Raw genomic sequence first — 12,766 nt, forward strand, 5'->3', positions numbered from 1 at the left:
TACCGGCGAGCAAGATCAACCCACGAACCGCAGAAGTTGTACTTATCGTGAACTGATCGCTGCGCTCGGTGCGTATGCCACTCCAACAGCGCACGAAAAGGGAGGCGACGTAGTGAGACGCACATCAAGAAAGGCTCAACAGCGGGTGACGCCAGGCCCGTCCTGATCGATCCTGTGACAGAGCACTCCTTGCCAGGTGCCTCCAGCGTGTGAAGGCCGAGGCCTGGGGGACTAGCCTGACTACCGCATGAGTCAACACCAAGAGCGAGATGGATAGAGGCGAGCGCCAGCCGTGTCCAGCAGCAGTCCTGCGTCACAATTCGGGCCGAACGAGTGGCTCGTCGAGGAGATGTACGAGCAGTTCCTCGCGGACCCGTCATCCGTAGACCCGGCATGGCATGACTTCTTTGCCGACTACAAGCGTGCGGGCGGCAACGGCACCGCCACGGCCAGCGCGGGTGGCTCCACGGCCACCACGACCGCGACCGTGACGCCGCCGGCCGCCGACAACGGCAAGCCCGCCGCGCCCAAGCAGCAGCCCAAGCCCGCGGCCACGCTGCCGCAGACCGGCAAGGCGACGCCGCAGCAGGCCGCGAAGGCCAAGCCGGTCACGCAGAGCGCGCAGCCCGAGCAGAAGCAGCTGCGCGGTGCCGCCGCCGCGATCGCGAAGAACATGGAGCTGTCGCTCACCGTTCCGACCGCGACCAGCGTGCGCGCCGTGCCCGCCAAGCTGCTGGCCGACAACCGCATCGTCATCAACAACCACCTGAAGCGGACGCGCGGCGGGAAGGTCTCCTTCACGCACGTCATCGGCTACGCGGTGGTCCGGGCGCTGCAGGCGTACCCGAACATGAACCGGCACTACGCCGAGGAGAACGGCAAGCCGTTCGTCGTCACGCCGGAGCACGTGAACTTCGGTCTGGCGATCGACCTGCCCGGCAAGGACGGGCAGCGCACGCTGGTCGTCGCGTCGGTCAAGGGCTGCGAGAACATGACGTTCACGCAGTTCTGGCAGGCCTACGAGGACCTGATCCGCAAGGCCCGCGCCGGTTCGCTCACCACGGACGACTTCTCCGGCACCACGATCTCGCTGACCAACCCCGGCACGATCGGCACGAACCACTCGGTGCCGCGGCTGCAGGCCGGTCAGGGCGCGATCATCGGTGTCGGCGCGATGGAGTACCCCGCGCACTTCCAGGGCACCAGCGAGCAGGCGCTCACCGACATGGGCGTCAGCAAGATCATCACGCTGACCTCCACGTACGACCACCGCATCATCCAGGGTGCGGAGTCGGGCGAGTTCCTCAAGCGCGTGCACCAGCTGCTGCTCGGCGAGGACGGCTTCTACGACGACATCTTCGCGTCGCTGCGGCTGCCCTACGAGCCGATCCGCTGGGTCGCCGACATCCCCGAGGGCGCGGTCGACAAGACGGCTCGCGTCATCGAGCTGATCGACGCGTTCCGCACCCGCGGCCACCTGATGGCCGACACGGACCCGCTGAACTACCGCCAGCGCTCCCACGCCGACCTGGACGTGCTCAGCCACGGCCTGACGCTGTGGGACCTTGACCGCGAGTTCCCGGTCGGCGGCTTCGCCGGCAAGGAGCGGATGAAGCTCCGCGACATCCTCGGTGTGCTGCGCAACTCGTACTGCCGCACCGTCGGCGTCGAGTACATGCACATCCTGGAGCCGGAGGAGCGCCGCTGGATCCAGGAGCGCGTCGAGGTTCCGCACGAGAAGCCGCCGGCCACCGTGCAGAAGTACATCCTCAGCAAGCTCAACGCGGCTGAGGCGTTCGAGACGTTCCTGCAGACCAAGTACGTCGGCCAGAAGCGCTTCTCGCTGGAGGGCGGCGAAACCGTCATCCCGCTGCTCGACGCGGTGCTCGACAAGGCCGCCGAGCACGAGCTCGACGAGGTCGTCATCGGCATGCCGCACCGCGGCCGCCTGAACGTGCTCGCGAACATCGTCGGCAAGCCGATCTCGCAGATCTTCCGCGAGTTCGAGGGCAACCTCGACCCCGGCCAGGCGCACGGCTCCGGCGACGTGAAGTACCACCTCGGCGCCGAGGGCAAGTACTTCCGGATGTTCGGCGACGGCGAGACCAAGGTGTCGCTGACCGCCAACCCGTCGCACCTCGAGGCCGTCGACCCGGTGCTCGAGGGCATCGTGCGCGCCAAGCAGGACCTGCTCGACCGCGGCGGCGACTCCTTCCCGGTGCTGCCGGTCGCCATGCACGGTGACGCGGCGTTCGCCGGTCAGGGTGTCGTGGCCGAGACGCTGAACCTCGCGCTCGTCCGCGGCTACCGCACCGGTGGCACGGTCCACATCGTCGTCAACAACCAGGTCGGCTTCACCACCGCGCCGGAGCACTCGCGGTCCTCGAAGTACTCGACCGACGTCGCGAAGATGATCGGCTCGCCGGTCTTCCACGTGAACGGCGACGACCCCGAGGCCTGCTACTGGGTCGCGAAGCTGGCCGTCGACTACCGCCAGGCGTTCGCCAAGGACGTCGTGATCGACATGGTCTGCTACCGCCGCCGCGGCCACAACGAGGGCGACGACCCCTCGATGACGCAGCCGGCGATGTACGACGTGATCGACCAGAAGCGCTCGGTCCGCAAGACCTACACCGAGGCCCTGATCGGCCGCGGCGACATCACGGTCGAAGAGGCCGAGAAGGCGCTGCAGGACTTCTCCAGCCAGCTGGAGCACGTCTTCAACGAGGTCCGCGAGCTCGAGAAGCACCCGGTGACGGTCAGCCCGTCGGTGGAGGCCGAGCAGCAGGTCCCGGCGAAGCTGCCCACGGGCATCACGCGCGAGACGCTGGAGTACATCGCCGACGCGCACGTCAACCTGCCGGAGGGCTTCACGCCGCACGCGCGCGTCAAGCCGGTGCTCGAGCGCCGCGCGAAGATGGCGCGCGAGGGCGGCATCGACTGGGCGTTCGCCGAGCTGCTCGCCTTCGGTTCGCTGGCCCTGGAGGGTCGCAAGATCCGCCTGGCCGGCCAGGACTCGCGCCGCGGCACGTTCGTGCAGCGCCACGCGACCCTGATCGACCGCAAGACCGGCGAGGAGTACACGCCGCTGCAGAACCTGTCGCCGGACCAGGGCAAGTTCATGGTCTACGACTCGGTGCTGTCGGAGTTCGCCGCGCTCGGCTTCGAGTACGGCTACTCGGTCGCGAACCCGCAGGCGCTGGTGCTGTGGGAGGCGCAGTTCGGTGACTTCGTCAACGGCGCGCAGCCGATCATCGACGAGTTCATCTCGTCCGGTGAGGCCAAGTGGGGTCAGCGTTCCGACGTCGTGATCCTGCTGCCGCACGGCCACGAGGGCCAGGGTCCCGACCACACCTCGGGCCGCATCGAGCGCTGGCTGCAGCTGTGCGCCGAGGGCTCCATGACCGTCGCGGTGCCGTCGACCCCGGCGAACTACTTCCACCTGCTGCGTCGCCACGCCCTCGATGGCGTCGACCGCCCGCTCGTGGTGTTCACGCCGAAGTCGATGCTGCGGCTCAAGGCCGCGGTGTCCGGCACGGACGAGTTCATCAACGACCGCTTCCAGTCCGTGATCGACGACCCGACGATCAAGGACCCGAACGCGGTCACCAACGTCCTGCTGTGCAGCGGCAAGATCTCCTACGAGCTGCACGCCGAGCGCGAGAAGCGCGGTGGCGGCGACGTGGCGATCGTGCGCGTCGAGCAGCTCTACCCGGTCCCGGCCCGCAAGCTGACCGAGACCCTGGAGCGCTACCCGAACGCGAAGACCGTGCGCTGGGTGCAGGAGGAGCCGGCGAACCAGGGCGCCTGGCCGTTCTACGGCCTGGCCCTGCCGGAGCTGCTGCCCGACCACCTGGCCACCGTCCGCCGCGTGTCGCGCCGCCCGATGGCCGCCCCGTCGGCCGGTTCGAGCAAGGTGCACGAGGTCGAGCAGCGCGAGATCATCACCCGCGCGTTCGAGTGATCACCGTGTGAACGGACGAGCCGCCGGATCAACGCGATCCGGCGGCTCGTTTTCTAGGACTACACAGGAGTTTTCGCCATGTACTTCACCGATCGCGGCATCGAGGAGTTGGAGAAGCGGCGCGGCGAGGAGGAGATCTCCGTCGCGTTGCTCGCCGACAAGCTCCGCGCGTTCGTCGACGCCAACCCCGACTTCGAGACGGCCATCGAGCGTTTCGCCACCTACCTGGCGCGCGACGACGAGGACGACTTCGAGGACTGACCTCGCGCAGAGGTCAGGGCCGCCACTGCTGGTTGGCCTGGCCCGTGCAGGACCACAGGTGCAGCTTCGTGCCGTTGGCGGTGCCGAAGCCGGAGGCGTCCAGGCACAGGCCGGACAACGCGTTGGTGATCGTGCCGTCGGAGTTGACGTTCCACTGCTGGTTCGCGCCGCCGTGGCAGTCCCAGATCGCCACCGACGTGCCGTTGGCGGTGCCCCATCCGGCGGCCTCCAGGCACTTCGTGCCGTAGACCGTGAGCTGCTTGCTGGACGTGTAGGTCCAGTTCTGGTTGGTGCCGCTGTGGCAGTCCCAGAGCTGCACCTGCGTGCCGTTGGTGGTGCTCGCACCTGGAACGTCCGCGCACCGGCCGGAGTGGACGCCGACGATCTGCCTGCCCGTGGGGTTGCCGATGCTGCCCGGCACCGACCGCAGCGCGTTGTACCAGGTCGCGGCCATCTTGTCGTAGCCGGTGGCGGTCGGGTGGACGCCGTCGATCAGGTCGGCGGTGGTTAGGGCGGCGTGCATGTCGACCAGGCGCACGCGCTTGCCCGCATTGGCCTTGCTCTGCACCATTCCGGGGATCGTGGCGTTGAAGGCCCGGCCTGCGGCCTCCTGCGACGCGTTGGTCAGCGGGATGATCGTCGCCACGAACACGTCGGCGTTGGGCGCGGTCGCGGTGATCTTGTCGACCAGTGCCGACAAGCGCGCGGGAGCGTTGGCCAGGTCGAAGTTCTGGAGCACGTCGTTGGTACCGATGTGCAGGAGCACGGTGCGGGGGTTGGTGCTGTTGAGCCAGCTGACGATGTTCGCGTCGATCTGGTCGATGCGCCAGCCGGGGTGGCCCTCGTGGTCGTGGTCGCCCAACGATCCCGGGCCGTTGAACTGCGAGCCGACGAAGTCGACGCGGTAGTTCCCGCCGCCGAGCCGCTCCCACAGGCCGATGCGGTAACCGCCGGGCACCTGCGTTCCCTCGGTGATCGAGTCGCCGAGCGGCATGACCCGAGTTCCACCGTTGGATTCCGCTACCGCAGGCGCGGTGGGCAGCAGCACGGCGGTCAACAAAGCGGCGGCGCAGGCGCTGAGCCACCGGAACCTAGCCTGCATACGTTCTCCCTGATCCGCGTGTCCAATGTTGCGTTAGCGTTAACATTGGAGGTGCGGACCAGGGAGGTGTCAAGGAATCCGTCCACTTGAGACGCCCTGGTATACGGGCTGCGCAAGGCTCGAAATGGCGGATGTTCGCGCTAACACCAGGTGGCCGTCATCACCAGGCGTAGGCCTCCGGGGCCGGCTTCGACCCGTTCGGCGCCGGCGCCGGGAACAGCTCGTCGAGCTTGCCCAGCACCTCCGCGTCCAGCTTCAACTCCGCCGCCCGCAACGAGTTGTCGAGCTGCTCGGCCGTGCGCGGACCGATGATCGGCGCGGTGACGCCCTCCTGGTGCAGCAGCCAGGCGAGGCCGACGTTGGCCGGGTCCTCTCCCAGCTCCGCGCACAGCTTCTCGTAGGCGTCGATCGTGTCGCGGTACTTCTCCAACGCGTCCGCGGACCGCCCAGAAGACGACCGAGAACCGCCGCCCTCGCGCTGCTTGCGCAACACGCCACCCAGCAGACCGCCGTGCAGCGGTGACCACGGGATGACGCCGAGGCCGTAGTGCCGGGCCGCCGGCAGGACCTCCAGCTCGACCCAGCGGGTCATCAGGTTGTAGATCGACTGCTCGGACACCAACCCCAGGAAGTTCCGCGCCAGCGCGGCTTCCTGAGCCTGGGCCAGGTGCCAGCCCGCGAAGTTCGACGAGCCGAAGTAGATGACCTTGCCCTGCTGGCGCAGCACGGAGAAGGCTTCCCAGATCTCGTCCCACGGCGTGTCCCGGTCGACGTGGTGCATCTGGTAGAGGTCGATGTAGTCGGTCTGCAGGCGCTTCAGCGACGCGTCCGCAGCGCGGCGGATGTTCAGCGCCGACAGCTTGTTGTCGTTGGGCCAGTCACCCATGCTGCCGTACAGCTTGGTGGCGACGACCGTCCTTTCGCGACGGTTGCCGCCCTGGGCGAACCAGCGGCCGATGATGTTCTCGGTGACGCCCTCGCCCTGCTTCCAGCCGTAGACGTTGGCCGTGTCGAAGAAGTTCAGGCCGTGTTCGTGGGCGCGATCCATGATCGCGTGACTGTCGGCCTCGGACGTCTCGGGACCGAAGTTCATGGTGCCGAGGCACAGGCGGGAGACGGACAGGCCGCTACGGCCGAGGTTGGTGTACTCCATGTCTTCCACCCTGCCTCGCGGCTGGGCGCAGTGCCACGTGGAGTTGCTCCAGGCATCACCGACCTGCTTTCTTGCTCACTTCCGACTCGAACTGGTTCGCGACGATCGTGAGCCCTCCCGGCACCTTGGAGTTCGGCCGGAGAACGAACGTCTGCGTCGCGGACGGCCTACCGGTGATGGAGAACCTCAGCGGAACGGACATACCTCCCGATTCAACACTTTCGACCTCGCGAAACGCCTTGAGGACGCCTTCGCGGGAGAAGTCCTTGCGCTCGCAGGCCCGCTTCAGCACCGAACCGAAGCTCAGCCCGACCAGGTGGCCGTAGTTGACCGCCATGGACGGAGTTCCCTGCGGAAAAGCCGACCGGTACGCGGCCGCGACCTGGCGTGGACCGTCGATCGCGGCATCGAAGGGGGCGACGGACGACAGCACGAAAACCTGACGCTCCATGACTGTCGCGAGTTGTCCCTGCAACAGCTCAGGAGCGAAACCCGGATTGTTGATGATGATCGGCACGGCGAGCCCGAGTTGCGCGGCGGCGGCGACGGCACTCGCAGTCTGCCGCGGGTTGGTGCTCAGAATGACCGACTTCGCGCCGGCCTGCTTGAGAGCAGCGATCCCCGGCGACATGTCCGGGTCGGTGTTCTTGAGTGCCGCTGTTGTCAGGTTGAGGCCGAGTTGCCCGACAGCGAAGGAACTACCAGCGAGGGCGTCGTCACCGTATTCGTTCTCGTCACTGATGTGCAGGTGGCCGACCGTGTCTCCGCGACTGAGCAGCCCCTGCCGCATCAGGTACTCGATCCCGTTCATGACGTCGACCTTGTAGGTCGCTCCCACCACCATCATGTACGGGTTGTCGAGCAGGGCACTTTTCCACGAGGTCGGCGCCGTCAGGATCTGCTGGTGGAGAATGTCGTCTTCGATCGACTCGGCGATTTGCGCCCCGACGATCTGGACGAATCCAAGCACCTTGGGCTCCAGGGACAGGTACTCCTTCTTTCCTCTTTCGACGTCGAACGCGTGATCACGCACGATCAGTTCGACTTTTCTGCCACAGACACCACCAGCAGCATTCACCTTGTCAACGAAGAGCTGATTACCTTCAGTAACGTTCTTGCCGCCGGAGGCGAACGGACCTGACAGATCGCTCAGAACGCCCAGATAGATCTTGTCCTGAGTCACTCCAGGTCCACCGCGAAAATAATCGGCGGAGTTCGCTAAATCGCCGCCGGCTTCACTGCAAGCCGCCAGAAGCGCTGCGGTCACAACCAAAGGAAGCACCTTGCGAGGATGGTTTCGCACCCAATCGAACATCGGCATCGGCGGAGTCTACCGCCACCCCTTTCCGATCGACAGAAGAAACGAACCAGACAGGAAGTCGAATTTGGTCATTCGACAACAGGCGATGACCTGCAAACGTTTTACCGGCGATTTTCTACTGGAAACTTTCATGTAAGGCGTTCATGGAAGCGCTCTCACGGCAGCGCCACCCTCGCCACAGTTTTGACAGTATTGGGAACTGAAGTTTCGAACCTGTCAGCGGACCGTCGGTTCGCGTTAGCTTCTCGGTGTTCCCCAGTTCATTCCCTGCCAGGAGGAACTCATGGCAAGACTCCGGCGTCATGTCGCCATTGCGGCGGCATTCGGCATCGCTTCCACGGCGCTGCTGACGCCCACCGCGATGGCCGAGGAAGCCGTGCTGCCCGGTGCGGGTGCACAGGCGGTCGAGGGCAGTTACATCGTGGTGCTCAAAGACGGCGCGCGCACCCCTGCCAGCGCGTTGGCGTCCCGCTACCAGGGCTTCCTCAAGCACACGTACAGCACGGCACTGCACGGGTTCTCCGTCACCGGGATGACAGAACGACAGGCGCGGCGGCTCGCCGCCGACCCGGACGTCGAGTTCGTCGAGCGCAACACGGTCGCGACGATTCAGGAGACGCAGTCGAACCCGACCTGGGGCCTCGACCGGATCGACCAGGCGAACCTGCCGCTCAACCAGAAGTACACGTACCCGAACACCGCGTCGAACGTGACGGCGTACGTTCTCGACACGGGAATCAGGAAAACGCATTCCGAATTCGAGAACCGGGCAACCGACGGTTACGACTTCATCGACGACGATGCCGTCGCAGAGGACTGCCAGGGCCACGGCACGCACGTCGCCGGAACGGTCGCGGGCAAGACGTACGGCGTGGCGAAGCAGGCGAAGGTCGTCGGTGTGCGAGTGCTCGACTGCGGCGGCAGCGGCGCGTGGGACGGCATCATCCGCGCCATCGACTGGGTGACGGCGAACGGCAAGAAGCCCGCCGTCGTCAACATGAGCCTGGGTGGCAGCGGCACGAACAGCTCGTTGGAGAACGCCGTGCGCCGCTCGATCACCGCGGGCTTCACCTTCGTGCTCGCCGGCGGCAACGAGGGTCAGGACGCGTGCAACTTCACCCCGGCCCGCACACCGGAGGCGATCACGGTCGGCGCGTCCGACCGCACCGACAAGCGGTCGATCTGGCGCGCGGGTTCGTCGAACTACGGCTCATGCCTGGACATCTGGGCGCCCGGTAGCGACATCGTGTCGGCCTCGCACACGAGCGACACGGGCTCACGGGCCGACGGCGGGACGTCGATGGCTGCACCGCACGTCGCGGGCGCGGCGGCGCTCTACCTGAGCGCGAACCCGAACGCGTCGAACGCCCAGGTGCGCGACGCACTGGTCGCGGCGGCAACGCCGAACAAGCTGACCGACATCAAGACCGGTTCACCGAACCTCCTGCTGAAGGTCTGACAAACACGCCGGAACCGGCTCCCTGCACCGGTGACGGCCGTCCTGGCGCCCTCGACGCGCAGGCCGAATGCGGCTCGGCCGAGCACGTCGATCGACTGGGGGCGCTCGCGGTGGGAGTGGGAGTAGCGGCTACTCCCACTCCCACCGCACTCCGTAGATCCCGGGCTTCGAGTTCCGCACGTGGATGTGCGTGGACGCGGTCGTCCCGATCCACAGATCGTTGAGCGTGGTTTCCGGTTCCTGCAACGAAGGCCGGGTGAACGCGCAGCACCGCGCCGGCACCGCGTCCGGGTGGAAGTCGATCTGCAGGACGTAGTCGCCCACCGGCCGCAGGAACCGCCGGTCGCACACCTCGCTGTCCGCACCGGGTCTCATCCGGATCGTGTAGTCGACGAGCGCCGTCTCGCCCTGCCTGAGCATCCGGTCGAACAGGATCTCCGCGACGAGGAACCCGGTGGCGTTCTCCGACCGCACCCGCCCGAGCCGACATGGCGGTCCCGCCTCGATCGTGCCCACGTCGAGGTCGGTGGGGTCGGCGAGCTGGATGGCCAGGAACCGGTCGACGCCGTCGTCCAGTGCCTGCACGATCCCGGTGCAGTGCATGGAGACCTCACGCCGGTCCGGCCCGATCACCTGCCGGTCCCGCACGCTGAGGTACGTCGACGCCGCCGGTTGCATCCGGTCGATCCGCGCCATCACCTCGCCGAGGTCGGTGGCCCGCGAGTCCCACATGTCCTCGAGCGACATCGCCTGCCCGACCCACCGCCCGCGCGGCCGCTTGTCGCCCAGCCGGTCGGTGAGGAACCCCTCGCCGAGATCGAGCAGGTCCTCCAGCGCGGCGACGACCTTCAGCGACTCCGGCCGTTCCGGACGGCTGCGGCCGCGGCGCCAGTAGCTCAGCGTCGAGATGCTCACCTGCATGCCGCGGGCGGCCAGATGGTGCTGGATGCGTTCGAGGCTGAGACCGCTGCTGTCGACGGCTTTCGTCAGTGCCTCCGCGAAGTCCACCACGGCAGCACCGTACGGCGGCGGCACCCTCCGCCAGTAGGCCCACACGGAGGGTTATGAGAGAGCGATCTCAGATGACTCGCTCACCCTTACGCCACACCGAATGCGTCAAAGGGACGCCCGGCCGGTACGCCAGATGCGTGATCGAGGGTGCGTCCAACACGTGGAGGTCAGCGCGCGCACCAGGCCTGATGACGCCGACGTCGTCCCGCCGCAACGCCTGCGCGCCGCCTGCCGTGGCCGACCACACCGCTTCCTCGACCGTCATCCGCATCTGCAGCACCGCTGTCGTCACGCAGAACGCCATCGACGAGGTGTAGGACGAGCCGGGGTTGCAGTTGCTGGCGAGCGCGACCGTGGCGCCCGCGTCCAGCAGCGCGCGTGCAGGAGGCAGCGACTGGCGGGTCGAGAGGTCGCAGGCCGGGAGCAGCGTGGCGACGGTCTCGGAGGACGCCAGCGCGTCGATGTCCTGTTGCGACAGGTAGGTGCAGTGGTCGACCGACGCGGCGCCGAGCTCGACGGCCAACCGCACACCGGGCCCCTCGCCGAGCTGGTTGCCGTGCACGCGCAGGCCGAGGCCCTTTGCCGAGGCTGCTTCGAGCACCGCTTTCGACTGGTCGTAGTCGAACGCGCCCTTCTCGCAGAAGACGTCCGCCCAGCGCACGAGAGGTGCGACGGCGTCGAGCATCTCGCCGCGGACCAGGTCGACGTACGTGTCGGCGTCCTCGCCCGGCGGGACGAGGTGGGCGCCGAGGAACGTGACCTCGTCGGCGTGCTCGGCGGCGATGCGAGCGCTGCGCACCTCGTCGGGGACGTTCAGGCCGTAGCCGGTCTTGGTCTCCACGAACGTCGTGCCCTGCCGGAGCGCCTCGGCGACGTGCTTGCGGACGACCTCCGCCAGTTCGGCGTCGGTGGCTTGCCGCGTCGCGTTGACGGTGACGGCGATGCCGCCCGCGGTGTAGGGCTTGCCGGCCATGCGCGCACCGAACTCGGCGGTGCGGTCGCCCGCGAAGACCAGGTGGGTGTGGCTGTCGACCCAGCCGGGCAGCACCGCGCGGCCCTCGACGTCCGTTTTCGAGTCGGCCGCCGGGGCCTTGGCCGACTGGCCGACCCAGACGATCTCTTCGCCGTCGACGACCAGCGCGTCGCCGGCAGCCTCGGTGTTCGTGGTCAGCTCGCCGATGCCGGTGATCAGCACGCTCATGCCCACAGCTCCTCGATCGCGTCCGCCAGCAGCCTGCCGACGTCTCCCAAAGTCTCGTGCACGCCACCGGACGCGACCACCCGGCCGCCGACCACCACGGTGTCCACATCGGACGCGGACGCGGACAAGAACACCTGCTGCGGCAACGAACCCGCGGTGCGCGGCGTCGAGCAGCTGATCGCCACGAGGTCACAGGTGGCGCCCGGTGCGATCCGGCCCGCCTGCGGCCAGCCCAGCGCGTCGTGCCGCGTGGCGACTTGCAGCAGTTCGGCCGGCGAGAACCGGCCGCGCCGGCCGGTGCGGAGGCGTTCGTTGTGTTCCAGGGCACGGGTTTCCAGCAGCGGGTCGATCACGGCGTGCTGGTCGCTGCCCAACGACAGCGGGCTGCCCGCGTCGGCCAGCTCGCGGGCCGGGCCGATGCCGTCGGCGAGGTCGGCCTCGGTGGTCGGGCAGAAGCACGCACCGGTGCCGGATCCGCCCAGCAGCGCGATGTCCTCCGGCGTCAGGTGCGTCGCGTGCACGGCCGTGGTGCGCGATGAGAGGGCACCGGCCTCGTGCAGCAGGCCGGTCGGCGTGAGCCCGTACGCGGCGAGGCACGCCTCGTTCTCGGCGGGCTGCTCGGAGAGGTGCACGTGCAGCGGCGCGTTCGGGAACGCCTGCGCCACAACAGGAAGTTCGGCGCGCGGCACGGCCCTCACCGAGTGGATCGCGGCACCGACTCGCATCACGTTGTCGGACTTGAGCTCTGCGACGCGGCTGGCCCACGCTTCGGCGGTGCCGTCCGAAAAGCGTTGCTGCACCTCGTTCACCGGCTGGTCGATGCCACCCGCGAGGTAGCAGGTGTCGAGCAACGTGAGCCGGATGCCCGCGTCCTGCGCGGCTTCCCGCAGGGCGTACCCGAACTCGTTCGACCGGTCGTGCACGTAGTGGAACTCGCCGACGGTCGACACCCCGGCGAGCGCCATCTCGCCGTAGACCGCGCGAGCGAGCCGGTAGTAGGACTGCGGGGTGAGCTTCGAGGCGAGCGCGTACATGCCTTCGCGCCACGTCCAAAACGTGCCGCCGCCGTCGTGCGTACGGCCCCTCAGCGCGCGGTGGAACGCGTGCGAGTGGGCGTTCGCGAAGCCCGGCACGACCACGCCGTACAGCCTTTTGACGCCCAGCGGAATCGTGTCCACTTCGGACACCGAGGTGATCACGCCGTTGTCGACGCGGATCAGCACGCGTTCGGCGAGCCCGTCGGGCAACCACGCCCGCTCGCACCAGAAGTTCACCACACGTCCACCTCTCGACC

At 67.7% G+C, this 12,766-nt stretch carries 9 protein-coding genes; 3 read left to right on the forward strand and 6 right to left on the reverse strand.

Annotated features, from left to right (window positions below):
- The first annotated feature begins 292 nt into the window (after window positions 1–292).
- Both DI276_RS28980 and DI276_RS28985 read left to right on the forward strand, forming a co-directional pair.
- Window positions 293–3,964 carry a multifunctional oxoglutarate decarboxylase/oxoglutarate dehydrogenase thiamine pyrophosphate-binding subunit/dihydrolipoyllysine-residue succinyltransferase subunit gene (locus tag DI276_RS28980; RefSeq protein ID WP_112269053.1) on the forward strand — a complete coding sequence of 1,224 codons (3,672 nt, stop codon included), beginning with the start codon at window positions 293–295 and terminating at the stop codon, window positions 3,962–3,964.
- A gap of 78 nt (window positions 3,965–4,042) precedes the next feature.
- Window positions 4,043–4,225 (forward strand): DUF6104 family protein, encoded by a 183-nt coding sequence (locus DI276_RS28985; protein ID WP_112269055.1) that lies wholly within the window; start codon window positions 4,043–4,045, stop codon window positions 4,223–4,225.
- 13 nt (window positions 4,226–4,238) lie between these two features.
- On the opposite strand, the gene DI276_RS28990 is transcribed toward DI276_RS28985, so the two are convergent.
- The 3 genes from DI276_RS28990 to DI276_RS29000 all read right to left on the reverse strand — a co-directional run bounded on the left by DI276_RS28990 (window position 4,239) and on the right by DI276_RS29000 (window position 7,801).
- Window positions 4,239–5,327, reverse strand: coding sequence for a ricin-type beta-trefoil lectin domain protein (locus DI276_RS28990; protein WP_112269057.1), 1,089 nt, complete (start codon window positions 5,325–5,327; stop codon window positions 4,239–4,241).
- Window positions 5,328–5,487: 160 nt separating this feature from the next.
- Window positions 5,488–6,480: an aldo/keto reductase gene (locus tag DI276_RS28995; RefSeq protein WP_112269059.1), complete on the reverse strand. Its 993-nt coding sequence runs from the start codon at window positions 6,478–6,480 to the stop codon at window positions 5,488–5,490.
- A gap of 55 nt (window positions 6,481–6,535) precedes the next feature.
- Window positions 6,536–7,801, reverse strand: a complete 1,266-nt coding sequence (locus tag DI276_RS29000) for an ABC transporter substrate-binding protein (RefSeq protein WP_112269061.1) — start codon at window positions 7,799–7,801, stop codon at window positions 6,536–6,538.
- Window positions 7,802–8,084: 283 nt separating this feature from the next.
- Between DI276_RS29000 and DI276_RS29005 the strand changes: the two genes are divergently transcribed.
- Window positions 8,085–9,260, forward strand: coding sequence for a S8 family peptidase (locus tag DI276_RS29005; protein WP_112269063.1), 1,176 nt, complete (start codon window positions 8,085–8,087; stop codon window positions 9,258–9,260).
- A gap of 129 nt (window positions 9,261–9,389) precedes the next feature.
- On the opposite strand, the gene DI276_RS29010 is transcribed toward DI276_RS29005, so the two are convergent.
- The 3 genes from DI276_RS29010 to DI276_RS29020 all read right to left on the reverse strand — a co-directional run bounded on the left by DI276_RS29010 (window position 9,390) and on the right by DI276_RS29020 (window position 12,749).
- Window positions 9,390–10,271, reverse strand: coding sequence for a hypothetical protein (locus tag DI276_RS29010; protein ID WP_157985016.1), 882 nt, complete (start codon window positions 10,269–10,271; stop codon window positions 9,390–9,392).
- A 67-nt stretch (window positions 10,272–10,338) separates the two neighbouring features.
- Window positions 10,339–11,472, reverse strand: coding sequence for an imidazolonepropionase (gene hutI, locus DI276_RS29015; protein WP_112269319.1), 1,134 nt, complete (start codon window positions 11,470–11,472; stop codon window positions 10,339–10,341).
- Entirely contained in the window at window positions 11,469–12,749 is a 1,281-nt protein-coding gene (locus DI276_RS29020; RefSeq protein WP_112269067.1) for a formimidoylglutamate deiminase, read from the reverse strand. Before DI276_RS29020 ends, hutI begins: the two co-directional genes overlap by 4 nt.
- Window positions 12,750–12,766 lie beyond the last annotated feature (17 nt).

The sequence above is a fragment of the Lentzea terrae genome (assembly GCF_003265345.1).
In the GTDB taxonomy this organism is placed as follows: Bacteria; Actinomycetota; Actinomycetes; order Mycobacteriales; family Pseudonocardiaceae; genus Lentzea; species Lentzea terrae.

Excerpts from the sequence above, each read along its gene's own strand:
- DI276_RS28985 (WP_112269055.1), top strand. The coding sequence starts at position 4,043 with ATGTACTTCACCGATCGCGGCATCGAGGAGTTGGAGAAGCGGCGCGGC.
- DI276_RS28990 (WP_112269057.1), bottom strand. The coding sequence starts at position 5,327 with ATGCAGGCTAGGTTCCGGTGGCTCAGCGCCTGCGCCGCCGCTTTGTTG.
- DI276_RS28995 (WP_112269059.1), bottom strand. The coding sequence starts at position 6,480 with ATGGAGTACACCAACCTCGGCCGTAGCGGCCTGTCCGTCTCCCGCCTG.
- DI276_RS29000 (WP_112269061.1), bottom strand. The coding sequence starts at position 7,801 with ATGCCGATGTTCGATTGGGTGCGAAACCATCCTCGCAAGGTGCTTCCT.
- DI276_RS29005 (WP_112269063.1), top strand. The coding sequence starts at position 8,085 with ATGGCAAGACTCCGGCGTCATGTCGCCATTGCGGCGGCATTCGGCATC.
- hutI (WP_112269319.1), bottom strand. The coding sequence starts at position 11,472 with ATGAGCGTGCTGATCACCGGCATCGGCGAGCTGACCACGAACACCGAG.